The organism is Pinibacter aurantiacus, assembly GCF_019130065.1.
GTDB classification, from domain to species: domain Bacteria; phylum Bacteroidota; class Bacteroidia; order Chitinophagales; family Chitinophagaceae; genus Pinibacter; species Pinibacter aurantiacus.
The window spans coordinates 265,763-291,349 of the sequence record NZ_JAHSPG010000016.1 but is presented as its reverse complement, the minus strand read 5'-3'; the positions used below and the strand labels follow the sequence as shown (position 1 = coordinate 291,349).

Here is a 25,587-nt window from a genome sequence, read left to right as displayed (position 1 = left end):
CCTCGAACAAATGCCTCACACAAATGTTACATCTTTTGGAACAAAAGGCACACTGGTATTCAGCAACTCATATTGGGTAAAAAATAATGATTTACCAGATAACTCTAAATAGCCGCCCTTTTATATCAACAACCAAATCAGTCATTATGAAAAAGTTCATCATTTATCTGTTCGTAATAGCGGCGACATTTATATGGGGTTGTAACAACCGTTCTCAAAATGTCACAACCACAAGTAAAGTCGACAGCAATAAATTGCCTTACGACGATCCTGCTTTTCATGGCAAAATCTCCAAAACTTATAATGAATCAGAAATGGAATGGCCTACACTGCCGGCTCCTGCCAAAGGTTCGCCGAATGTCATCGTTATAATGCTGGACGATGTTGGCTTTGGCATGACGGGCACTTTTGGTGGCTCCATTCCTACTCCTTGCCTGGATACACTGGCAATGAGCGGCATCATGTACAATTGCTTTAACACTACCGCTATTTGTGGTCCTTCCAGAGCTGCTTTGCTCACAGGTCGCAACCACCACGTTTCAGGAAATGGCTTTCTTGCTGAGTGGGCCACGGGTTACCCAAGCTATAACACAATGATAAAGCGCAGTACTGCCACTGTTGGCGCGGTACTTAAATATAATGGTGTGAATACTTCATGGTTTGGAAAAAACCATAACACACCGGATTGGGAAACGTCTGCCGTTGGCCCATTTGATCGCTGGCCGACAGGTATGGGCTTCGATTATTTTTATGGATTCAATGCAGGCGAAACAGATCAGTATTATCCAGTGATATTTCAAAATACGGTACCGGTAGAACCTGCTAAATCGCCGGAACAAGGCTATCATTTCATGACCGACATGACGGATAAAGCAATCAACTGGCTGGAATTGCAAAAGTCTATTGCGCCCGACAAACCTGTTTTCATGTACTTTGCACCTGGTGCAGCACACGCGCCGCACCAACCGCCGCAGGAATGGCGCGATAAATTCAAAGGCAAGTTTGCTTATGGCTGGGATAAAGAAAGAGAAATAACCTACGAGCGCCAGAAAAAAATGGGCATCATACCTGCCGATGCAAAATTATCGCCGCGCATTACTTCGGTGCCATTGTGGGACACCTGTAGCCCGGATGCCAGGAAATTGTATGAATTGTTGTACGAAAATTTCGCGGGTTACCTGGCCTTTGCCGATCATGAAGTGGGCAGACTTTTAAAGGCCATTAAATCATTGCCAGACGCAGACAATACAATGATCATTTATATTGTAGGAGACAATGGTGCCAGCTCAGAAGGAGGTTTGGATGGCACCTTAAATGAAATTAAAGCACTGAGTGGGATACCTACTACAATACAGGACAATCTTAAAAACGCAGGAAAGATTGGAAAGCCTGGTTCGGAGCCGCATTTTCCTATAGGTTGGGCCTTTGCGGGCAACACTCCCTTCCCATGGGTAAAACAAGTGGCTTCTCATTTTGGCGGCACAAGAAACCCAATGGTGATCTCCTGGCCCAAAGTGATAAAGCATGATGGAAAAATGCGTTCACAGTTCCTTCACCTGATTGATGTAATGCCTACCATTTTGGATGTGATGAAGGTTAAGATGCCGGAATATGTAAATGGCGTTAAACAAGATCCACTGGATGGCAGATCGTTTGCTTCTACATTTGCCAATGCCAATGCACCAGAAATAAGGGATACTCAATATTTTGAAATATTTGGCAACCGTGCCATTTATGAAAACGGATGGGTAGCTGCTGTTCAACACACGCTGCCATGGAGACAAGACCTGGCACCAGGTTTTGATTTTGAACACGAGAAATGGGAGCTCTATGATGTGAAAAAAGATTTTACGGAGGCAGATAACATTGCAGATAAAAATCCTGAGAAACTTGATCACCTGAAAAAACTTTTTTACCAGGAAGCAGAAAAATATCATGTTTACCCGCTCGATGATAGAGGTGCTGCCAGGTTGAGTGTGCCCAAGCCTTCACCACTGGGCAATCGTACGAAGTTTACATTCTACGAGGGGGCAACCCGCATTCCCGAAACTGCGGCTCCTAACACTAAAAATCGATCATGGACGATGGATGCTGTGGTAACCACAGATGCAAAACATAAAGATGGCGTCATCAACGCAATTGGGGGAAGTAGTGCAGGCTATGTTTTGTATGTAAAAAATGGTTACCCAACATTTGTTTACAACTACTTTGAAGATGATGTAAAGACAATAAAATCCTCAAAGAAATTGCCTGATGGAATGGTTTCCATAAAAGTTGATTTTACTTATGATGGCGGCGGGCCTGGTAAAGGAGGTGTGGTTACACTTTACATCAATAACGAAAAAGTGGCTGAAGGCAAAATAGACCGCACCGTGGCTGCACGTTTTGGCATTGACACTTTTGGCATTGGTGAAGATGATGGATCGCCGGTAACGCACGACTATCCTGCTCCGTTTAAATTTCAAGGTAAAATAGAGGAGGTAAATATTGAATTGAAGTAACAATACATTCTGTTGGCAATTGTTATGAAAGCCCAATATTGAACTAAAAACAATGGCTTACAACAAGTGGTTATTGGTAGTCGCATCAGAAACGGACAACGTCATATTTTCGGATACAATTTGTAACAAAAATTGAATTTGTTTAAACATTCTGTTGTGAAGTTGCATATATAATTACTTTTATCTACGTTTGCGCCCCATTAAAATTTTAACCTAAACTACCAAAATGCAGCGTACTGCCCTAACCCTCTTTTTTTCTATTCAAGCCATCGCAGGTTTTAGTCAGCAAACAGATTCGACTGAGGAAGAAGTTTCAATAGATCCTCGTCAATACGTGACCATCCAGTACAGGAAAACGCCAAATCAAGGAAAACTTGATACTATCTGGAACTGGGAGCAACGTAAAAATGTTCCTTACCAGAAGTTCATTTATTTAGACGTGGATGGTGAAATGAAAATTGATTTTTCAAAAAATGGATTGCTTAAAAACAAATACTTCGAAGGAACTATTTCACTGGAAGCCGAAATTTCAGGACTTAACGGGACAAGAAGAATTGAAGTAAATCCTTATTCCGAAGTAGGTGTTCAGCGTATTCCGATTGGTATTAAATCTGAACCGCCTGCAGAGATTGCAAAGAAGTTATTAAACATGCTGAAAGAGCTGCAAAATGCAGACAGCATTTTTAGATCTCTGTATCCCGGAACCAGTAAAGTGGCTTCATTGATCAGGGTCAAACAAAATTTTTATGCTGCCGAGGCAAATTTAAAGACTGACCTGGAGGCTCTTTCCGGCGATGCAGATGCCAGCAAATATACAAGCAGAGTGCTCAATCTCGGCAATATGCTGAGTGATGTATTCGGATCATTTAATCCATCTATTAGCGCAAAACCTAAGAAAGGCGAGTTGTTGCAATTGATCAACATGGTTGACAGCAAGTTATCTGATGAATATCGTATCGAGGTAGATCCTTTCAGAGACAGCTACCAGCGAGCCTTGGGTTATGCCCAGGCGAAAGTTGGGAATGTAATAGACTATGTATCATCATTTGAATTAGCCGGCGAGGATGCTAACAAAGCTTTTCTTTCTTTGATCAACCGGGACCTGGTAAATTTTAAGTTCCTTAAAACGACCCTGGCTTCGTTTCAAAAAAGAATAACCGAAATCAACCTGCAACCTTACCAAAATGATCCACATGCTGTCGATTCGGTTTTGTATTTGAACCAAAACCTGATCTTTGAGACAAGCAAGTTTTTAGCTGATATTGCCCAGTTTCAAGGTTCAATATTGGAAACAACAATTGTAGGTCTGCCAAAATACAAGTTGACCAGAGCAGAATATTATCCCACAGATTCGGCCAGACAGATATACCTAAAATCATTTTACGATGTAATTGATAAAAACAGAGATGAGCTGGCTTTGCTTCTTTCCAAAGAAGCAGGCAAGGTCATTTACAAAAAACTGGTGTACGCAACTATTGACCTGGGAAAAAGCGGCGCTAAAAATGGCGAGGTATTGAACGTTTACATTACCTGGATACTAGATTCAAAAAGAGATAGCATAGGAAATTCTCCGCGCCTGCCGATTGGTAAATATTATTTGCGTGAGACGGAAATAAAGATGGAAGTTGCTGATATGTTTGCGCTTGTTAAAAGGGTAAACGAATCGACGGTAGATCAAAGCAAAGTCTCGCCCTCAAATTTCAAAGGTTCTGGCGGTGCCGTACTGATGTGGACCTATCAAAAAAAGGACAAGGGTATAGAGGTAACAAAAAATAAAAACGGTGAGTATGAAGTGTCCCGAAAAAACCGGTTCTTAAATTTTTGGGAACCATCAATAGGGTTTAACGTTTCTTATCTCGATTTTGATACGGAAAAAGATGTTGAAATAGGCACAGGATTGCAGCTTGGGTTATTTAGAAACAAGATATTCTTTGGCTATGGTGTGAACTTGCATATGATTTCTCCCAGCCAGGCACCAACATATTTTTATGTAGGATTTAGCTTTGCAAAGCTTTCTGACCTTTTTAAAAATAGTAATAATGTAACGGCGGTTCAATAATCGAAGTATTGACATAATTAATCCCCAACATTTTTCTTGAAGATGATTCAAGTAAAATGTTGGGGATTAATTTTGGGTCCACATTACCATTCAATTAGTGGAAGAATTGTAAACGTGCAGGCAAATATGCATTCGAAAAAATATCGCTCGTAACTGCCATATACTTCATCTTCATCTTACTGTAATGCTCACCTTATTTTGTGAAAGTACATTACCCTGTTTCCATTCGTGTTTGTCTTGGATAACGTTTAACACAAGCATATCTGTATAACGAGAATCTTTCAGTTTGGAAGCTGCTTTATACGTAACATTGCCGGGTGTACCCAGGTCAAAATTCAACCCATCTACTTTTATAGATTTTGCTACTGCCCGGTAAGCTTGGCCAGACGCTGCCTTTACATTGAATTCCTGTTGCTCCAGCTTCAAAGTTCTCGATCCTTTTTCGTGCACCCAGTTAACATTGTTAAGAATGCCAAAGGACAGCGTTTCAACAGAATCAGTAACACAATCCTGCAGTGCAGTAAGTTTTTCGCTGATGATTAATTGTCCATTCTTATTCGATTCACAGCTGATAACGGACTGTATATATTTTCCATGTTCAATTACCATGTCAATTACAAAGCTGTTTTTTGTTTCTTTTACTTTAACAGACTTTAATTTAACAGGTTGTACCTTATTGTCAATGGTTATGTATCCAATGCCATTTCTCTGATCGGGTGAAACAATGTGGTCCTTTGCCAGGGCCATTAACTGAATCATTATTTTTTCTCCCCATGAAACACTGTGGAATGCATTCTTCGTTCTGTTAACAAGAATTTTGCCATCAGGAAAATAGTTGACTCCCGTTTTTTGCGAAACAGGTTGTAGTTCTTTTTGTGCAAACTGTAGTTCCAGCCAGGCTTGCGCCAGCCAATAGCTTAAATGCCCCTGGGCCGAAGCGAAATAATTTTCGCCGGGCGCATAAATGGCGCCGTCCTGATTTCGCTGTTGCATTTTCTCTGCTGTTTCAAGTCCGGCCCTCAGAAAATAAACGGCCTCGGGATCATTGAATCTTGCTACTGCCGTTGCGTGTGCAGGCATCCAGTCGGCATTCCTGAATAGCGCCCAATCCTGTCCGTTTGGATAGCAATAACCACCATCGGGTAAAAACAGCCGCTTTTGGTTGTTATAAATTTGCGGCAGATTATATAAAAAAGCCTGAAAGGGTTTTCTTCCGGACAATAAATAATAGACATCATTTTCGGCATTCTGAATCCAGGCGGCCATATAATCAGGGTGAACTATATCGTGATTTTCCAGGGTAAACTCGTCGTAAATATTAGCCCCGTTAAATTGTGCTGAAACAGGCATCTGATCTACAATGGCGGTTGAAGTGGAATCGGCCGGACGCTGGTAACTGGACATTGCCCAATTTTGCAGGGCTTTCTCCCATTTAGAATAACGAGCATCATTGGGCATTAGGAGCAATGCCGAAGAAATAGCCAGGCTGTTCCATGCATTTTCTTCTGATTTGCTATCTAATTTAAGCTGATGCGGGGGCCTGCCATTAGCAATGCGATCGGCTTCATGTGCCACAACATTCCTTGCGCCGGTTTGAATATCTGCCGGTAGTTCATCCCATACGAACCAGGCCGCATCTCCCATCATGGCGGCCCAAAGTGCCGATTGCCATGCATCTCCCCAAGCCTTGCCGTCGTCTGTTTTTACATCCCCAACTTTGTGGGTACGCACCATATACCGGAGCATCGGAATAATTTCACTTTGCAGTATTTCTTTCTTTGAAAGGCCAACGACAGCAGCATCGAATTTTCCAAACCGGTACAAAAAAGACAAACTGGCCGCCAGCGCAGCGTTTGGACGAATGAACGCTTCTCCTGATCCACTTTTGGTAATTAGCTTCATTGAAGCATCGCCTTTCCAGTTTTGTATTTCGCCGCGAAGGTGATGCACTTGTTTCTCAATTAAAAGGTAGATCCTGTCTTTTTCCTGCTGATACAAATGATTTTCCTTCAGGTGACAAGTCAGCACACTTGCATTGCCACTTAACTCAGTCTGCGCTTTTAGATTATGGTGAAATATCCCTCCGGCAAAAAGCACGATGCATAATAATCTTTTCATTGTTTGTCTCTGATATTGTTTTCAATTAAGGTCTAAGTAATAGTTCGCTTTTGAATCATTCAACAATGCCAATTTGTATAACTCCATAATTGATTAATTGTATATCAATGCCGTTTCCATAAAACATTAATGCCCTACGGGCAAAAGGACCATTCCTGTTGATTTTCTATTGATATTGTTCCGCTATGCGGAACCTTTGCCCGTAGGGCATTGATATCAATAGAAAATGTAGACACAAATGCCTTTTTGTCCGTAGGACATTAACATACCAAAAATCGAATTGCCTAAAGAAGCGGCATTGCATTGTATATGCTAATACTCTACATGATAGTCTTTCTTAAACGGTTGGCTGCTCCATGCCTTTTTTGAGGTCCAGTCAGCAGCGGGATCGGTCCAGAATTTATTATCTGCCGGTAAGCCCAGCGGCAAGAATCCTAATGTGGCCATATATAAACTTCCTGTGGAAGTATAGCTATCAGCAATCATAGGTTGTGAACCACAGAAGCCCAATACGAGCCAGCCGTTGCTATCAAAGTTATTGCACTGATCATACATTCTGTGCATTACCGCAGTGATGCCACAACGAACTTGCGCGGGCTGAATATACTCTGGCAATTTTTCCATCAAAGCCACTTGTCCCAAAGCCTGAAACGCTGCCGTACGATAGGTGCTGGAACGACCAAATGCAGGATAGGTTCCTTCGGGGCTGATAAACCGTTCTGAAAATTCAGAATAACGGATCATGCGTTTCAAGGCAAGATCATACTCCTCTGTCTTAACTCTGTTACGTGCCGATAGTACTTTAAAAAAATCAACAAGCATAGGATGAATGACGTAGCTATTATAATAATCCATGCTAAAGCCGGGTCCATCGCTATACCATCCATCTCCTACATACCATTCTTTAATTTTATTTTGTGCATATTGAATACGTACGGGATCAGCCTGTTCTCCAATAGTCATTAAGAAAACTTCATTAATCCCCGCAAACAGTAACCAGTTGTTATAAGCACCGGTTCTGGTACGTAGTGCTTTGAATTCTTCGGCCACTCTTTTCTTGGTTAAAGAATCCAACGGTTCCCACAAGGCTTTGGGCGCTCTTAAAAATGCCTGTGCCATATACGCCGCATCCACAATTGGCTGGCTTTCGGTTCTAAAGTTTAAATAATCAGGACTTGCCGGATCAACTGCATTAACGATACCTTTCAGCAATGCTAACCGTAGCTCCTTGCGCATCTTTCCTTCCCTGGTATCATCGTCTGGTAATGCTAACCAAGGCGCTACTCCAGCCATTGTGCGGCCAACGGCTTCCAGATGAGTTACCTTTTTATAAAAATCGGGTTTTGCACCTGGCGGCACTTCAACCGGCATATTTTTCCTCAATGTATTATTGGCCAAATTCAATATCACGGGCGAAGCCATTTTGTATAACAGATTGCTCCAATACTCGCGATCCTGCTGCCCTGTTGTTATTGCTGAATTAGCCGTTTTGTTCTTTTGCGCTAACAGCGCCTGGTTATTTAAACACATTGCAGCAACCAGCAGGAAAATGAATGTCTTTTTAAATGATCTCATAATTTAGATTTCGTGTTATGCTTAGTCTTGTAGATGATCAGCTCTTTTTTATTCTGAAGAATTTACTGCTGCCGGCGGATAAAGATGTTTCAAAAACAATTGATTTCGGCTTTCTGTCATCCGTGTAAATTATTTCAAAAGGAATTTGTTCTCCCGATATGGCATCTTCTAACACAAGACCTTTCACTTTGGCTTTCTTAATTTGAGCAGTTACAGATGTCCATTCAACCGTTGCTTTTATATTCTGTTCTGATGCGGCAGGATTAACGGCCTGCACCATGGCAGTATTTTTCTGCTGGTCAATTGTCATGTGTAACATTTCAGACCCAGCCAATAGAAATGCTCCAACACCATACACATCGGTATCGTCATAGGTTACTTTATCAGGAGCCGCGCCCTGCGCCTGAACGTATCCCAGTTTACCATCGGGATGTACAGAAGTGGTAAGCGCATTCCAGGCTTTGGTTACAACTGGTCCATATTTTTTATAAGGCAAGATTCCCTGATTAATTCCCCACGTTAAAGCATAACAGAAGAAACCGGTACCACTGGTTTCTTTTACCGGGTACGTTGCAGGATCAAGCAAACTGGCGTGCCAGCTTCCATCAGCCAATTGAATACTGGCTATCTTTTCTGACATGTCTTGGAAAAGTTGAATGAACCTCGCTCTGTCGGCATGATCCTTCGGCATTACCGTTAAGACCCTTACCAAGCCTCCCATTACCCAACCGTTTCCGCGGCTCCAAAATACCTTTGCGCCGTTCTTTTCTTTCTTATTGAAATACCGACTATCCCGATAATACAAGGACTCTTCTTTATCATACAGGTACTCTGTGGATTTCCACCATAGTTGAGATGATGCATCCAGGTACTTTGAATCACCGGTTGCTTGAGTTAGATAAGCTAATGCAGGAGGTCCCATAAATAAGGCATCGCACCATGCCCACTCACGCGTGTGAACTCCATTTTTCCACTCCAGGCTTTCCGTATGCGGCAGTGAAGCAATAGTATCGGCCTCGGATTTAAAATCCTCAATATAGCGTGGATCTTTATAAATGGTATACAGCTGGGAATAAAGTTGTCCTACACAATAATCATCTGCAAAGCGACGATAATGGCCTATTTTCCATTGATTGTCTTCTCCTACCTGTATTAGTTTTTTATAATAAATTTCATCGTTGGCTATTTTCCCCCAGGCCATCATTCCGGCGTACATGGCTCCGCTGGTCCAGTCTTTCTTAGGATTTTTCCAGCCATCGGTTTCCAGGGTTCTCCATTGCCAATCGGCTACTTTTTTCATTTGATGGAAAATACTATCAGCGCGTAGTTCTTGTTTTTGAGCCAGTGCTGAACTAGTTGTAATCAGTGCTAATAATAAAAATGTAAGTTTTCGCATTTAGTATAAGATTATGGCTTTCAAATGCGCCCCATATTGATCTTTAGGAAAAAACAAACAAGGATCGGTTATTTCAAACCGATCCTTGTTTGCATGATCTGTACTGGACGGCACCAAAATGACCGGATATTTTTTCGCGGCCCAATTTGTGTTTTGTAATTTATTTTACTTCGGCTTTATCAATAATGCTGCCATCAGGCTTTTTAAGTGTAACTGTTATCTTACTGCCATTTATTTCTACCAGCGTATAGGCTGTAAATCTTTTAGGTGTTGAATAGTTCTCGTAAATCGGAGATCCGCTAATTGCTACAAAATAAGGGCTTTCCGCTTGTGCCGGAGTTAGAAGACGGGGCATATGTGTATGTCCGTTTAACATCAGGTCAATTTTAGTTTGTTGAAAAAGCGGTAAAAAATTATCTCTAAGATCAGACGCACCATGCCAGTCTCCTCCACCCTCTTTATCGTTATCGTAGGCCTTGTAAATAGGTATATGTGAGCAAATGATCCTGTTTACAGCTTTTTTATATTCTTTGGTTTGAATTAAACTGCTGTACCACTCGGCTTGTTTTTTTCTGTACGCATCATAGTCTGCAAGCCCAAAATAACTTTCATACTTGTTATCTTCTTTATCTTCTCCGCAGTCAAGAAACGTAAAATTCGTATTACCGTAGAGGAAATTATGATAATAGTGATTGGCAGGATAATCAAAATATTTGAGCAGCGACCGCGTATATCCACCGCGGGTTTCATGATTACCGCGTTCATAAATAAAAGGTTTTTGTGCGGCAAAGAATCCGGAAATCTTATCAAGAAAGTTGCCATAGATCTGCTTTTCGCTCATTATGTCGGCAACAACATCTCCGTTGAAAATCACAAAATCGAAATCCTTTTCATGGGTCATCACTTCCTTAATGTATTCACACTTGTTGTGTACATCACCAAAAACTAAAAACGAAAATTTTGAGACTTTCTCAGCAGGCAATGTAAACGTATATAGCTCGCTATACACGGTATCTTTAAACACTACGTTATATGATTCATATTTCACGATACTTTTCGAAGCAGTTCTGTAATAATAAGTTTTACCGGGAACTAAGTTCTCAATTGCTACTTTTTGAATTTCAGAATTAGCATCAATTTGTCCATTGGCAGAGTTAACGGCTTTTTTACCCAATGCCTGGGTTTCACCAAATTCAATCCAGCTCGTACAATTTTTATTCATTAACCAAAATATGGACACACCGGAAGTGGTCATGTTCTGCAAATATGGATGGCAAATGAAATCAAATTTCACGTCATCTGGTTTCTGTGCAGTGGTGGTAACGGACGTTACACTTTGAGCATAGTTGGCAGTGTTAAACCCTATAAATAGTAAGGTTGCTAAAAAATAATTTTTCATTAATGATGAGATTTACGACGAAATTTTCTGTCGGAATTAAATAAGAAGCAACTCAACAGTTGAGTTGCTCTTCTTAGCGTAATTGGATTGCTAGGGTTTTAAGTCTCTCAATGTAAACTCTTTTACTTTTGAAGCCTGATTGAAAATGTCAGTTAAAGTCAAGGTTACATAATATGATTTTTCTGTTGTTGATAGATTCGTTGCCGCCAATGCGACGCTTCTGATATCAGGATCGGTTCCTTCCTTTTTTACAATGGAAGTTCCTGTTTTCTGGCGGTTATCATATACGGCAATACTGTACGATAGCTGTGGTGCACCAGAAGCTTCTATGGACCAGTTTACATAAATCATTTTTTCGCCCTTGTCGTAGAATGCGCCTAAATCGTAAATATCAGCAGGTTTAATGATAGCAGGTACTTTGGCCGTTTCTGTAACAGGAAAAGTTATTGGCTTTTTTTCTGTAGAATCCCATACACCACATGAAGTAAGGCGAATGCCATCGCTGCCTAATGATTTAGCGTCCCAAAAACCATTCTTTCCTGCGTCTGCTTTAAGAGAATCTGCGTGGAGCCATTGGTTAGCCGTAGTCAGTAACCAATAACTTTTATATTCTGTAGTTCTTGGGCTTTTACGCTGATCAGCAAAATTTTCCAAAAAGCTCGAGATGCCGCTTCCCAATTTGGCATCAGCTTCAGGAACCTCGAAGGTCACATAATGACGCCATTCATTTCTTGTATGATCATAGATAAAATATCCAACCTGGGTTTTATCTCCGCCCGTGTACCAGCGTCTTACCACATTCGTGTACCATTGACCCTGAACGCCTCCGAAATCACAATGTGAATGTAATCCTGTTCCTTCTCCTCCAAAGCCACCAACAAAAGTCATAGGATCTTTATAGGATGCATGTATCTGAACTTTATTAGGGAAATCCCATACAGAGAAAATATTGTTCAATGGTTTGCTGGTGCTGGCATTGCCGTTTTTATTTTGAACACCGCAATAACCACCACTTTTTCCTATCTTAAATTGTATGCTGCAACTATATGTGAAAGGTGCGTTGGCTTCCGGTGTTACTCTAACGTCAGCCATTAACAAGTCAGCTTCTTGTTTGCCTGCAAATTTTGCACCTATGTACGGCCCCCATGAAGGACCAGTTTGTGAAAAAGTTGTCAGGTTTAATAAAGCAGCTGCTGCGACAAATAATAATCGTTTCATTAATACATTTATGTTTGCGGCAACGACAGCAATCTACTGAATCGTTGCAAATGATTTTATGATATTCTTTAGTCAATGTCGTTTAGTTAAGCTTCAAGTTTTGCTATATTAATGTCCTACGGACAAAGAGTACTTATTGCTACATTTTCTATTGATATAAATGCCCTACGGGCAATATGTGCATCTTTTACAATTTCTATTGATATTGTTCCGCTACGCGGAATGTTCAATTGCCCGTAGGGCATTTATATCAATAGAAGGTCTAACAGAAAGAACACCATTGTCCGTAGGACATTAATTTGAGAGGCATGCAATTACTTAGTTAAACAACATTGAATTCTTTATTCTGTTTTTTACTCTTATCTCGAAAATTCAACCAGATATTGATCAAGCCATTGAGTATAGTCCAACGCTGGTTTCCAACCGCCACTTACCGGCACATTGAACCAGTACAAAACATTCGGGAAAAGGCTTGTATTTCTTGTTAAAGGATCTCCTGTAGGAGTTCCAAATGTTTGCGGAGCGTCATTCAATAAATACCACTTAGCTACCACGCCAGGCGCTTTGCTTGCAACAAAATTTGCAGCAGTTGCCAGTTTTGATTTAAGCGTATCGCCACCGCCTTCATCACAAGGCCAATATCCTACCATGCTGCTGTAATAAGGATGCTGCGTAGCATCTTTAAGTGATACATAATTGAATAGGATACTATCGGGCAATACAGTCTTCCAGATTCTTATATCATTAATATAAAAATTAGGATCTACTTTTTGACCAAACGGATCTTTTGCTGCGCCTACACGATTTCCAAGGGCCAGGGGAAATGTGCTATGAATGCTATCAAGTCCTGCGGGCATTGGCTGAGTGGAGCTTCCCTGTTTTAAACCATCTTTAAAAATAGTTACGGTAGATGATGTGCCTGTATTGGTTATTGTTCCGGCAACGGTATGCCATTTGCCATCGTTAAAAGCACCTGCAGTTGTCTCTGGTTTAGCGTTGCCTGCAGCTGTGCCTGGTTTAAGACAAAATGCCAAATTACTACCGCCCATCCAAAAGCTCCATCCCGGTGGATAATAACGATCTTGTTCTGTACCAAAAATGAAAGGGTTAGAATAAGAGTAGTTTCCTGATGCATCAGGGATGTATTTAATTCTAAACTCTGCTGTCAACCCCTGATTTTTTGGGATGTTAAAATTTGGATTTGCAGTTTTACCGCTCAAAAGCACTATTCCCGGAAGGGTTGTTCCTGCAGCAGTATCACCATATACTCTTAAAGCTGTACATGCAATAGGGTTAAACAATTTTGAATTAAACCCTTTATTATAATACAACGAGAATATACTTTTTTGCTGTGCGATGGTTCCTTTGTTTCCACCTGAATTAGATGTAATCACTACCATCCAATTTTCCTTGCCGTCATTGTAGTGCGTTCTGTTTTGCAATGCCTGCATAATGCTTTTGACATAATTGTCAGTATTGCTCACAGCTTGTTTGTAATTAGCATCACTAAATACAAAATCATTAGCCTCGCCGGCTATCTCCGGACCGTTCAAATGCACAAATACGATGTCGGCATTTGACTTTGTCAATACACTAACAGCAGAATCCTTTGACTCAGCATCTCCCGTTGTAACATAGTTCATATTGGCATACGACAAAAACCTTTTGCTGAATTGTCTCCAGGGTGTTATCGCAGCAATGTTTATAAATGGGTTAGCATCGGTCAAACGTGCAAATACATTAAGTGTTATTTGATTGCTTGCTTCAGGATCGCTGGGATTAGATTGCATTTGTAATGTGCTGTCACTTATTCCTGAAACGCTGCTTGAAACTCCGTTTAATAGCGCGGCTATTGAAGCGGCATTATTTGCGGCATCGTCAGCTATACCTGAGAAGCTATATTTACTGTGCGGCAACAATGACCATACGGTTGACATCACTTTCCCGCTATCTTTTTGAAATTCCTGTCCGCGAATACCATCTATTGCAATGATCAACATTTTACGTTTACCATTCGCAAGCGTATCCGGTGAATAGGTTTCTTCGTAGGGGGGTAAATTGGTAAATTTTTTACAGGACTGTAATATTCCTGCCGCAGTGATAAACATCGCAACGGAAAAAACAATTATTTTATGCATACTAATACTTTTCATTATTGGTATTTCACTGAGTTCTGGTTTATTAATAGATCGCACTTATTTCGCTTATCCTGATGGTGTTGGATGCATCTGTATAGATGTGTCCTGACGTTCTTGGTATTTCAATTTTTAAATAGCGACAGGTTACAGGTGATGCAAATGTCATTACCTGCTCTGTATTGTTTCTGGCCAAACTTGTAGTTTGATAAGTGGGTGTACCTGAAAACGTAGTTGTTTTACTTGCATATACATTGCAATAGTCAAAGTACCTGGACGCATCCATGTTAAGCGAAACACCAGAAATAGTATAAGTCGCTCCCATATCAATAACTACGAAGTGAGTGGTGCCGGCAGGATTGCTGCTCCATTGTGTTTGCCAATAAGTACCTGTATTTCCATCTATAGCTTTTGCTGCGGTATTTGAACCGTCATCGGAACTTTTAGAGTTAACCACCCACGCGGTTTTAGACACATAAAGGTTACCGCTAACTGTTCTTGTACCACCAGTATCGATAATAGGATTGTATGTCCAAAGATCTTTAACAGTTGCCGGTAATGGATATTTTGCTCTGATCCGCGAAGTGGCTAATGAGCTTACATTAATACCCCATTGGAAGAAGAATTTTTCAAGATTCTGTCCTGTATAATCACATGCGTTTTCAACGATGAAATCCATTTTACTTTGATCATCAAAATTCAGACGTTGTATTCTTCTGCCTTGCTGATACCAGTAATTCATTAGGTTATAACCATCGCCTCCTCCTTTTGGAGTTGTTTTTTCAAACAACTGAACAAACGGTAATATTCTTCTGAAGGGATCATTAATGGCTGCATCGACGTTGAAATTTTTAAACCCGGAGGTTGCCGCATATGCAAGCCCCGTTGCAAATGCGCCGGTAGTACCAGGTAAAGCAGGGTGAAGTTTTGCCATGCTGGCATGCGAAGCGCCTTTCCTGTGTGCGTACTTAAATGAAAACAGGTTGTTGGATGTTTCACCCAGGGAACTCAGACTCCATACAGTACCCATTTGGCAGTTATGGCCCAGTTCATGAAGCACGCCCCAGTTACCTGAAGCCAATATCGTGTTGAGATTAGTAATTCCCGTGAACCAGTTATTATCATTTTGCAATACTATTGGATAGCTGCTATGCCCGTAACCTGCAGTTAACTGGATATCCTGAACGGCGCGCCACGGCAATCCCGGAGCTTTGTCTACATCATTCATAGCAGTGTCTGAAAGTCCCATCCAGCCATAATAATCCTTGTTAACGATGTCATCCCAGGTTTGCATTAATGCTATTGGGTTGGTCAAAGGGAACTGGTCAAATTTATCGCGTGGCAGTGTAAAAATGAAGTTGTTGGATCTCAGTTCCAGCCATGGCACTGTGGATCTTTTTACTTGTGCCGCCCATGCAGCCTCGTCGGTAGTGGTTCCTAAAATAAAATCAGGTTGTGCACAAGCGCCGGAAAATGTAAGGTTGATAATTTTACCAAGAGAGCGGGAAGCTCTTACGTAAATTGTACCGCCATATGGATTACGAGCATAGTTTCTTCCCGGATTTAATGTAGTCTGTGATACAATAATCGGATCACGCACAAGATCCGCCATTCCCGTTAAATTATCAGTATGCGCACCTATCTGTAATGAAAGGCCCATGCCGTCTGCAGGCACATCAATAATGATCAACTCTCCCGCCGGAGCCCACAAGCCGGTACTGAATTGTGGTTGAGGCTGTACAGATATTCTTAAGTATTGATTGAACAATCCTGCATCCTGGAAAGTGGCATTAATGGATATAGTCGTATCCATTACTCTTCTTTCCGTGGGGTCCACCATTCCCGGAAATACCCTGGCTTTGCTGTACATGCTTTTGTCTATTACAAAAATAGAAGTATCTACAGACTGGTGCCCACCACTGTCGCTGCCTTTGGACCAGCCATCAGGATAACTAATTACCTGGTTTTTTTGACAAGAGATCATACCCAACAGCATTCCGGTCAGCAGTAATGACATTAATATGGGTCGCATCATATAAGCTATATTTTATAGAATGTTATAAGAAATTCAGTTTTTAATTAGCCACAAACGTATTAGGGGTCCATGGATATCCACTAAGATCCCAATTAGGTTTCTTTGCATTTAGCCATGACAAAATCATGTATGGTATATCTACACTATTGGGCACCTGTCTGTATGTGCTTGTATTAACATCCGGACTCAAGCGCAAAGGATCCGTATCACTAAATGAGTTCCATGTATAACCACCGGTAAGTGTAAAGTCATGACCAAATCCGCTTTCGTCTGTCAATGCAGATCCTTTTCCGTCAAGACATGGCCAATAGCCAATCACGTTACTTAGATATGGATGGCCCACCACTCCTGTTTTCTTGAAATTCTTTTGTACAACACTATCAGGTAATGCTACATTGAATACTTTTATTGATGTTATAAGAAAATTAGGGTTACCTCCATCACCGGCTAATGCACCTATAGCCAATGGAGCTGTGGAGTTCATTAAGTCTTTTCTGTCCTCTATATTTACTTTACCGGTATATACGCCATCGTTATATGCCTTTACATATCTCTTACCTGCATCGCTAGGTTCATTATAAAATTCGCCGGTAAGCGTATGCCAGGCGCCATCATTTATGTTTGCCGAGGATGCTAATGTTTGCACATTGCCACTACCATTGCTCATGTTAATTCCCCAGTAGTTGCCCTGGCAGAAAAACAACCATCCATTGTTTGCGGCAGCGAATTTTGCTCTTTTCGAAAACAATGTTGGATAGTTGAACGAACCCGGGTTGAGAATTTTTATTTTAAACTCAACAGTGTACTCTTTTCCGGTATTGGCATTGAAATTAAAAAAGCCATTGTCGGTTGTTGCCTGTGCCTGGGGGTTGCCTGGATTGTTTGAATTGGTGAGCTGTGGAGCTACTCCGGTAAACGTAATCCCTGTATTGGGCTGCCCAACATAAGTGGATCCATAAGTAGGGCTATAGAAAAACACAAATGTATTTCTTCTGCTATCCTGAAATTTTGTATCAGCACCTTTCCATGTAGCGGTATCGCTGCCTTTGTTGGAAGCCAATACCACCAGCCATTTTTCTTTTGAATAAGTAGGTCTGCTTTTCAATGCCGTCATGATCGATTGAATGCATGAATCAATGTGAACAATAGCAGTGTTGTATTCAGGCACGCTTGACGTGTAGCCATTGGCAGCTCCTGCTGCTGCTACAGAATGAAATTGACCAACAACCACATCCACTTTGCTGCTTGTATCCAAAACTTTGACTACAGCACTTTTTACAGCGTCGTCTGTAGGTAATGTGCTGTGGATATCGGCACTATCAGAAAAGTAGTTGTTGAAATCAGGCGATGCGCTAAAGGCTGCAATAAACTTTCCTTTATAATCGGCATCCCGTTTTATCATCTTAATAAAAGACGGATACTCCGCCAGGTTGTTTCCCGAGAATGTATTGTCGGCCACGCGATGTTTGGACCTGGTAACGCCCGTCATCATATTGGCCCAGCCTTCTCCGTCTGTATAAGTGGGATCAACATAGCTGTTATAATCAGCCAATGCGTTCCATGAATAAACGGCATTTTTTGAAAGTTGATTAATGCCGAAGGGGTTGATATTTTGAATTTCAGTTCCAACGGCTCCATCAATAATTAAATACAATACTTTGGGTTGCTGTACTACATAAGTAGTGGTATCGGTGTGTGGAGTTAGCAGCCTCTCAAATTTTTTGTTGCAACCACTGATGGCAAGTACCAGCAACACTGGCAGCAAAATAGCTACAACTAAAGAAGATTTAATTTTTTTCATCTGAATACTCTTAATGTTTTTTGGCCAGATGGAATTCGCCCCGCGCCATCCGGCAGGCGGGGCTCATTTCATCTGAATATATTTTTTCTCGCAGCTGGGATTGGTTTTGTAATATCATTTTCTATTGACGGCTGCTACTGCAAGCCACTTCACAACGATTTTATTTTAGTAATTCTATCCTCACTATGTTACCTGCCGGCTTGCCATCAAATTTGGAAATGTTACCAACCATCATGATTGCCGGGTGGCCCAATGAATTGGTGACTTCTATTATTTTCTTTGTTGTGCCTTCAAACAGCCCCATGTTGTTGTATCCCGGAACCAGGTTTCCGTTTTGGTCCAATACCATAAAGCCTTGTTTTACCACAGTTGGATTCACGTTGTCTGTGTATTTATTAAAGCTCCCGGTAACAATAATGTAGTTATTTGATGCAGCAGATAACTGAACAGCGTAGTTGGCACTTCCACCTGTTATTTGTCCGCATTTAAAAGTGGTATTAACAGATCCATCACTGTTTAGCATTACGACGCCGTTGGCTGGTGTTCCATTAAAGCTTTTAAATGTACCGGCAAGCAAAAAGCTGGTACCATTATATGTTATTGATGAAATGATACCGTCGCAACCTAAACCGCCGAATGAGTTGTCTATCGTTCCATCAGCATTAAATTTGGCGATGTTGTGAGGTATTGACTTTCCATTGAAACTGGTAAATAAACCCACCACTATTATTGAACCGTCGTTCAACATGTAAGCATCACTTATTATTCCGTTTAAACCAGCTCCGGGAACCACAGAATAGTTGTATGTAGAATCTATTGAACCATTATAATTCATACGTACCAACTGATTGATCGGAGCAAAGTCGGTCCATGATGTTAATAATGTAGACTTAGGATAGTAAACAGATTGATACCCGTAGAGATTGCCAACTGCAACAATTTTACCGCCTACCGAAGCAGGCTGAACAAATACTTTTGAAACAGTTCCGCTAACTCCTCCATTGAATGCAGAAACGATTGCAGTGTCCGGAGGACTTAAAGGCTGTGTACTGTTAACCAGGCTTTTCATTGTATCCAACAGGCTGGTAATGGGATCAATCCTGGCGATATTGGCAATGTTGGGCCGGGAAGGAAATGTATCATACAAGCTGATGTTTCCCGCAATCATTAATTTTCCTGTGCCGGGAACAGGGGCTACAGAATTTATTGAACCTGAATTAGCGCCTCTGCCATACTTATGCAGGAAAACGCCATTTGCATCTACCTGTACCAAACCTCCATAGGTGGTACCGGAATTTGTATACTCATAATCGCTAAACGAACCTGCCAGTATATAGCCTGAAGCATTTGGATAAAAATCAAAAATACTACCTCCTGTTGCTCCGTTAATTACTCTAAATGACACGTCACTCCTTAATTTGCCTTCTACCTTGAATACAGGTCCGAAGAACACCTGATCTTTTACCTGCACGGTAACAGCGCCTGTACTTGCCCATTTTGGAATGCTAAATACCAACATGCTGTCAGTAATAGTTTTTATAGTGGTAACGGGCGTTCCGTTTACAGCTATTTGTAGCTCACCGGCATATTTTTTAAGTCCCTGGATACCTACAGACACGGTACTATTTTCAGCTCCGCTGGCAGGCACGAGGGCGTTGTCTAAAAACTTAATGCCAAGCGGTGCTTCTCCCGCTGTATAAAGATTGGTGGAGCTGTAACTATTCGATTTATTACATGCAACAGTTGAGAATAGTAGTGCTGCACAGAAAACTTTTGCAACTCTGATTAATATTGGGCTCATGAGTTATTGATTAATCTTTTGAGATACTTTTTTGATGAAACTTTCTTTTATTAATTCACCAGGGAGAGTACGTAGTTAAAGTCAAATCCTAAAGAATGAGGCGGATTACTAAACGCAATCACGTGCACTACTCCATTGGTGGGTTGTATATCGCTTGAAGTAACTCTTGCCATTATCCAGCTATCATTATTTGTCCACGTCGTACTTCCTATATAATAGGGCCTGGTCAAATCAAGGATATAAGAAATGTAAAGGCTCCTGTACCCGGCATACTTAATACTTCCTTCATCATTGTATCGCACGCCTATGTTCATTGGCCTTCCATTGTATGAAGTGTACATTCCTCCGGAAAAAGAATTGATAACGCTGATGTCCAACTGATGAAAATCTGTCAATTTTCTGGCTCCTTTAAACACATATAGAGACATCAGGTTTTTCCAAACAGACGGGTCTATGTCACTCAATTTTTTTGCAGTGTCTCTACCCAAAACACTCTGGTAAAAATTGTAATTGGTAACAAGATTTCTGATACATATATTATTAGGAGCAAAAAAAGTTATCGTATCAGTGCTGAAAACCTTTTCCATTCCTGCGAGTTTAATAACCTGCACAGTTGTATCAAAAACGCCTGTCTTGGACTGGAGATAATCCATTACAGTGCCGTTGAATTTAGGGTTACTAACTCCGCTATCCACATAGTAGTCGTTTTTTTTGCATGCCGTCAACAATAAACAACCCAGAGTTACTATTCCTATTATTTTGCTTATACGCATAGTTCAAATATTTTTTGTTGGAGTATTTATTTAAAAACTCTTACTGGCTCCAATAAGTATTAAGGATGATGGCACTGTTATTTGTTTTAGCAGATGGGTCAAGCGGCCATGTCCATGCGCCGGCCCGGAAGGCTTCACCTGTCATGAATTTTCCAAATGCTTTTGCAGGATCAAGTATTCTTTTTGTTCTTATTAAATCATAGTAATAGTGCCCTTCGCCCATTAACTCTTTACAGCGCTCATAAAAAATATCATCCTGAAACTTGTCATCGGCAATGGAAGGATCTTCAAGTAAGGCGCCGGCTCTGCTTCTTACCATATTAAGCATTGCAATGGCGTCATCTTTTTTACCAATATTGGCACACGCTTCAGCTCTCAACAGTATAGCATCTGCCAGGCGAAAAACGATCATGTCATCATCCGAGTTAACATCTTCTCCCGGCCTGCCAAATACGTTCACGAATTTGCTAAATGTAAAATCAGCGGCACCCGCATTCAAACCATTAGTAAACCACAATGTTTTTCTTTTATCCTGGTTGTCGACAGTTGGATATATTGTATTCAAAAATTTTGTGTCATAGATTATATAACTGTATGGTATAACCGATTTAAATGGAGCACGCAACACAAGGTCAAAGTATGTTGACGCCTGGGGGAACTGTTCATTGTAGTTTAAATTCTGTGGCACTTCAAAAAGACTTTCGGTTGTACGTCCTTTAAAAATTTCTTTTGTGTTTTCTATCGGCAGCAGCGTATAAGCCTTACTAGCCAATATCTGCGCGCCCAGCGAATCTACCTGTTTGTAATAGTCTGTTTTATTAGCTTCGTCAAAACCTGCCAGCCACATGTTCATGTGCATCATTAGTGCCAGCGCTCCTCCCCTCATGGCCCTAACGCCTCGCAGCGAAGGGTCGGCATAGGTCCATGGCAAATTTTGCTGCACGCCACCCATATCCTTTATGCAACTTTGCAAAACAGTTACCATGTTGGTTCTTGGCATATTTGATTCGTGGTATGCATCAGTATAATATGGAACATCACCATAAATCCTAACCATAAAGAAATAAGCAAGGCAACGTTGAAAAACAGCTTCTGCCTGGTAATACAACTTATCATCTTCAGACAAGGTTGGTACGCTGCCCACTTGTTTGTACATGATATTGGCAGACTGGATCATTTGGTAGAATGAGTTCCACTTCTGGATGTTGCCAAATCCAAAGCCACCATAAGTAACCCACCATTGATCCGATGACGATAGCAGAGCCGGGTTTAGTAAGGTTTTCAGATTATTGTTGGACAAATAATTTATATAGTTCCTCGAAGTGGTTGCTTTTGTGTTCCACTGAACCGGAGCCATACGTAAATCGCCGGTTCCCGGAAAAAAGCAATTCTTACAGGTAAAGTCTCTGAATGTGTTATAGGTCCCGAGGGAAAATGCTTCCACGTCCTGTTTAGAGGACCAGAATTCATTACCCGTCATTTGGTCAATGGGCGTTACTGTCAAAAACTTTTTACATCCCGAAGCGAAAGAACCTATAATGATTAACAGAATACCAAGTTTACTAAATATGCTTTTCATATTTTCTTTTTGAGATGTTAGAATTGTAGATCAAGGCCTAAACTGTAATTTTTCGACTGAGGATATCCATCAGAGCGGTCATAACCCATGTCAGTCACGTTCTCAGGATTAGGCCCCGTATATTTTGTGAACGTATATACGTTGTTCATGGTAAATGTTAACCTCGCAGATGTTATACCATATTTCTTGGTCTTGTTCCTGTTGAAATTGTATGAAAAAGCGATGCTGTTAATTTTAAAGTAGGAACCATCTTCCATGAACAATGTCTGATCTGCACGGAATGGTAAATAAGTGCCATTACCAATACTCGTTGCCTTGTAGTCTCCTGTTCTTGTAAAATCGTATGGGTTAGGATAAACTACACCTTTAGTATTCGAAGGCGCCCAATAGTTAAACTGGTCAATAGGCAACATTTGATTTAAAGCTGCCGGATTGTAAAACCGTTGAAAAGCCTGCGCGGCAGCCGCATTAATAATATCTCTTTTGTACTTAAATGAAGTACTTACGTTAAGGGTAAAATTTTTATAGTTGGTATAGGATGAAAAACCACCCACTACCAATGGCATTGCATTACCGCATACGATATAATCGTTTTGATTAATAACGTAGTCACCGTTTACATCTGTCCAGCGGGCATCACCCTCCTGAAAATAAATGGTATTACCGGGGGCGCCGGTATGCATTCTTAAACCTGTAGCAGGATCAACCGGCACATCACCTGTGCTGGCATATACACCCTTTGTATTGTACATCACATTTGATAAGCTGTTTCTTCCCACGCGATACATTGTACCAAGGCCCGTGTTAGGATCTACCACTACCATTTGCTTTGCTTCTCCAGGCAACCTGGTAAGCACTTCATGGTCAAGCGCTGCGTTGGCGGTAACAGTCCATGATACCTTGCTCGAAGCACTTAAAGGTTTTGCAGTAACCGTTAATTCATAACCGTAGTTAACCAATCCAAGTTCATTGGTACTAACCTGGCTGAACGCGTTCATGCTGGAAAGATTTTTTACATACAGGTTGTTGTCGTTTTGTTTATAATACGCTTCAAATACAAACTGTAGCCTTTGCTTAAACAAACCCAATTCTGTTCCGAAGTTTAAGTCTGTTTTTGTTGCAGGAATAAGATTCACGTTCGGTGCAGATGACCAGTCGATATTGATAATAGGCGAGCTATTATATGTTGTAGTACCATTCAGGTATTTACCGTAGGTATCGTAAATTGTACCAACAGGTATTGAGCTTTTGCCCCATCCCAAACGGAACGAGCCATAGTCGAGGAATGTAAGGTGCTCAAACAATTTTTCTTTGCTGAAGTTCCATCTTAAACCAACGGTAGGGTTAAATGCCCACGGCATATTGGGCCCGCTGATAGAACTTTTGCTCCACATGGCACCTGCGTTAAGTACATATTTTTTGTTGTAGTCATAAGAAACATTCCCTGCATAAGAAACGTCTCTCGTTTCAGTATTGGACAACGTACCACCCAAAGATGTTGCAGCACCCAATGGACCGCTTATTCCATCACTTGGTGTACCTGTTTGCTGTATAGCGTCAACTTTATATTTTTTGCTGCTGATCTCAGAAAAACCATAAAGGTTAATTGAATGGCCACGCTCAAATGTTTTTGCATAGTTCAACATAAAACGATTGTATAGCGTTCCTGTCAAATCATTGTATGCATAAGACTTAGACATGTTGCCATTCATAATTGCCGGAGTAAAAGTATTTTCGGTTCCGGACATATAGTTATAGCTAAAAGTATTGGTAGCTCTCAACCCTCTTACAAATTCATATTGCATTTCGAAATTGGTATTCAGCTGTGCAGCTTTGTTATTATCTATAACGGCCAATTGCGCGAGGTCTGCACTGTTGGCACCAAATGCACCGGGAGCCGGCAATAATGATGATGTATTTACACTTTCGGCAACACCGGTCTGCATAATACCATTACCACTACCTTTTTTATTTTCTCCCATGGCAGCAGAAATAGTTGTAGACAACTTAAATTTTTCGATAGGCTGATACTGCATGTTCATGTCCACATTGTACCTGCTAAAGCCTGTATTTTTGATAATACCCTTTTGGTTAAAATAGCCGATGTTGGTTTTGTAGTTGAATGCCTGATCACCACCTGACACGCCAACGTTGTACGTTTGGTTCCATGTAGATTTATAGAACACATCCTGCCAGTTAGTGGAGTTATTGTAATAAGCGTTCAAACTATCTGTAAGAGCAGGCGTTTGATCGATGGTCGTAAGAGCATGTTGAAAGTTCGGATCAAATTGAAGGATCTCACTCAGTCTCATCATTCTCTCGTCCTTTCCGCCAATGACTTTTCTTAAATTTGGTACAGTACTCAAAAATTGATTTGTTCTAAAGTTTACAATAGGCACTTTAGACTTACCTCTTTTCGTTGTAATTAGGATCACACCATAAGCACCGCGGGAACCATACAAAGTAGTGGCCTGTGCATCTTTCAATATTTCAATCTGCTCAATATCTTCCTGCGGAATCAATGATACAGGGTTAATACCAGGTCCACCGGAATTAAATCCATATTCATATGTTGAATTCACATCAATAGGAACACCGTCAACTACAAATAATGGAGATGTTGGTGTAAGAGCCGCATCGGCACCGGCACCAGAAAAGGAAGGATTGGAAAGCCCACGCAAATAGATGGAGCCGGTAGAACCGGGCGCTCCTGATGAAGTATTGATATTGAGCCCCGCAACTTTACCTTGCAACAGATCCATAACGTTGGCACTTGGTACGTCGCGTATATCTTTAGCAGTAATAACTACCGTTGAACCGGTGGTTAACTCCCTGGCTTTTTTTGCATAACCTGTTACCACAACTTCATTCATTTTATCATCACGCACTTTCATCAGCACCTGCACAGTGGTTTGCCCCGGTTTTAGTTTCAGATTAAAATTTGAATAACGTACATCAGTAAACGTAATAGCAGCATCTTCGTTTACTTTTATTGAAAATGTACCGTCGTTTGCAGTGACACCGATCACTTTTTTATTTGCGTAAATACTTACGCCGGCAACCGGTTCCTGAGTCTCACCATTTTTAACAATACCGGTAACTGTTATTTTGTTTTGTGCAATCAAAAAACAGGGTATTATTAAAAGCAATGCTACTATCTTAAGCATATTTTTCACTTTCATAAATTTTCCAGTTAG

Annotated in this window: 14 protein-coding genes; 2 read left to right on the top strand and 12 right to left on the bottom strand. The window is 41.0% G+C overall.

The genetic code is table 11. The features are described from left to right. Positions 1 to 146 precede the first annotated feature (146 nt). Both KTO63_RS22315 and KTO63_RS22310 read left to right on the top strand, forming a co-directional pair. Positions 147 to 2,501, top strand: coding sequence for an arylsulfatase (locus KTO63_RS22315; RefSeq protein WP_217794175.1), 2,355 nt, complete (start codon positions 147 to 149; stop codon positions 2,499 to 2,501). A 226-nt stretch (positions 2,502 to 2,727) separates the two neighbouring features. Next, positions 2,728 to 4,560, top strand: coding sequence for a hypothetical protein (locus tag KTO63_RS22310; protein WP_217794174.1), 1,833 nt, complete (start codon positions 2,728 to 2,730; stop codon positions 4,558 to 4,560). Positions 4,561 to 4,731: 171 nt separating this feature from the next. Here the strand turns inward: KTO63_RS22310 and KTO63_RS22305 are convergent, their stop codons facing one another. The 12 genes from KTO63_RS22305 to KTO63_RS22250 all read right to left on the bottom strand — a co-directional run bounded on the left by KTO63_RS22305 (position 4,732) and on the right by KTO63_RS22250 (position 25,557). Then, positions 4,732 to 6,678 (bottom strand): hypothetical protein, encoded by a 1,947-nt coding sequence (locus KTO63_RS22305; protein ID WP_217794173.1) that lies wholly within the window; start codon positions 6,676 to 6,678, stop codon positions 4,732 to 4,734. 312 nt (positions 6,679 to 6,990) lie between these two features. Then, the gene (locus KTO63_RS22300) at positions 6,991 to 8,253 is read right to left on the bottom strand and encodes a DUF2264 domain-containing protein (RefSeq protein ID WP_217794172.1); all 1,263 of its coding nucleotides are present in this window, start codon (positions 8,251 to 8,253) and stop codon (positions 6,991 to 6,993) included. 37 nt (positions 8,254 to 8,290) lie between these two features. Next, positions 8,291 to 9,553, bottom strand: a complete 1,263-nt coding sequence (locus KTO63_RS22295; RefSeq protein ID WP_232373291.1) for a glycoside hydrolase family 88/105 protein — start codon at positions 9,551 to 9,553, stop codon at positions 8,291 to 8,293. Between the two features lie 256 nt (positions 9,554 to 9,809). Beyond that, complete coding sequence (locus KTO63_RS22290; RefSeq protein ID WP_217794170.1) at positions 9,810 to 11,048, bottom strand: metallophosphoesterase family protein; 1,239 nt, start codon at positions 11,046 to 11,048, stop codon at positions 9,810 to 9,812. A gap of 90 nt (positions 11,049 to 11,138) precedes the next feature. Then, positions 11,139 to 12,266, bottom strand: a complete 1,128-nt coding sequence (locus KTO63_RS22285) for a DUF3472 domain-containing protein (RefSeq protein ID WP_217794169.1) — start codon at positions 12,264 to 12,266, stop codon at positions 11,139 to 11,141. A 359-nt stretch (positions 12,267 to 12,625) separates the two neighbouring features. Then, positions 12,626 to 14,419 (bottom strand): LamG-like jellyroll fold domain-containing protein, encoded by a 1,794-nt coding sequence (locus KTO63_RS22280; RefSeq protein WP_217794168.1) that lies wholly within the window; start codon positions 14,417 to 14,419, stop codon positions 12,626 to 12,628. A gap of 28 nt (positions 14,420 to 14,447) precedes the next feature. After that, positions 14,448 to 16,436: a M60 family metallopeptidase gene (locus tag KTO63_RS22275; protein ID WP_217794167.1), complete on the bottom strand. Its 1,989-nt coding sequence runs from the start codon at positions 16,434 to 16,436 to the stop codon at positions 14,448 to 14,450. A 40-nt stretch (positions 16,437 to 16,476) separates the two neighbouring features. Then, positions 16,477 to 18,237: a LamG-like jellyroll fold domain-containing protein gene (locus tag KTO63_RS22270; RefSeq protein WP_217794166.1), complete on the bottom strand. Its 1,761-nt coding sequence runs from the start codon at positions 18,235 to 18,237 to the stop codon at positions 16,477 to 16,479. Positions 18,238 to 18,397: 160 nt separating this feature from the next. Continuing rightward, positions 18,398 to 20,038: a DUF5008 domain-containing protein gene (locus KTO63_RS22265; RefSeq protein ID WP_217794165.1), complete on the bottom strand. Its 1,641-nt coding sequence runs from the start codon at positions 20,036 to 20,038 to the stop codon at positions 18,398 to 18,400. A gap of 50 nt (positions 20,039 to 20,088) precedes the next feature. Then, complete coding sequence (locus KTO63_RS22260; protein WP_217794164.1) at positions 20,089 to 20,811, bottom strand: fasciclin domain-containing protein; 723 nt, start codon at positions 20,809 to 20,811, stop codon at positions 20,089 to 20,091. A 40-nt stretch (positions 20,812 to 20,851) separates the two neighbouring features. Further along, positions 20,852 to 22,390, bottom strand: a complete 1,539-nt coding sequence (locus KTO63_RS22255) for a RagB/SusD family nutrient uptake outer membrane protein (protein ID WP_217794163.1) — start codon at positions 22,388 to 22,390, stop codon at positions 20,852 to 20,854. A 17-nt stretch (positions 22,391 to 22,407) separates the two neighbouring features. Then, positions 22,408 to 25,557, bottom strand: a complete 3,150-nt coding sequence (locus KTO63_RS22250) for a SusC/RagA family TonB-linked outer membrane protein (protein WP_217794162.1) — start codon at positions 25,555 to 25,557, stop codon at positions 22,408 to 22,410. Between the last annotated feature and the right edge of the window lie 30 nt (positions 25,558 to 25,587).

Excerpts from the sequence above, each read along its gene's own strand:
- KTO63_RS22275 (WP_217794167.1), bottom strand. The coding sequence starts at position 16,436 with ATGATGCGACCCATATTAATGTCATTACTGCTGACCGGAATGCTGTTG.
- KTO63_RS22270 (WP_217794166.1), bottom strand. The coding sequence starts at position 18,237 with ATGAAAAAAATTAAATCTTCTTTAGTTGTAGCTATTTTGCTGCCAGTG.
- KTO63_RS22255 (WP_217794163.1), bottom strand. The coding sequence starts at position 22,390 with ATGAAAAGCATATTTAGTAAACTTGGTATTCTGTTAATCATTATAGGT.
- KTO63_RS22250 (WP_217794162.1), bottom strand. The coding sequence starts at position 25,557 with ATGCTTAAGATAGTAGCATTGCTTTTAATAATACCCTGTTTTTTGATT.
- KTO63_RS22295 (WP_232373291.1), bottom strand. The coding sequence starts at position 9,553 with ATGAAAAAAGTAGCCGATTGGCAATGGAGAACCCTGGAAACCGATGGC.
- KTO63_RS22310 (WP_217794174.1), top strand. The coding sequence starts at position 2,728 with ATGCAGCGTACTGCCCTAACCCTCTTTTTTTCTATTCAAGCCATCGCA.
- KTO63_RS22305 (WP_217794173.1), bottom strand. The coding sequence starts at position 6,678 with ATGAAAAGATTATTATGCATCGTGCTTTTTGCCGGAGGGATATTTCAC.
- KTO63_RS22285 (WP_217794169.1), bottom strand. The coding sequence starts at position 12,266 with ATGAAACGATTATTATTTGTCGCAGCAGCTGCTTTATTAAACCTGACA.
- KTO63_RS22265 (WP_217794165.1), bottom strand. The coding sequence starts at position 20,038 with ATGAGCCCAATATTAATCAGAGTTGCAAAAGTTTTCTGTGCAGCACTA.
- KTO63_RS22280 (WP_217794168.1), bottom strand. The coding sequence starts at position 14,419 with ATGAAAAGTATTAGTATGCATAAAATAATTGTTTTTTCCGTTGCGATG.
- KTO63_RS22290 (WP_217794170.1), bottom strand. The coding sequence starts at position 11,048 with ATGAAAAATTATTTTTTAGCAACCTTACTATTTATAGGGTTTAACACT.
- KTO63_RS22315 (WP_217794175.1), top strand. The coding sequence starts at position 147 with ATGAAAAAGTTCATCATTTATCTGTTCGTAATAGCGGCGACATTTATA.
- KTO63_RS22260 (WP_217794164.1), bottom strand. The coding sequence starts at position 20,811 with ATGCGTATAAGCAAAATAATAGGAATAGTAACTCTGGGTTGTTTATTG.
- KTO63_RS22300 (WP_217794172.1), bottom strand. The coding sequence starts at position 8,253 with ATGAGATCATTTAAAAAGACATTCATTTTCCTGCTGGTTGCTGCAATG.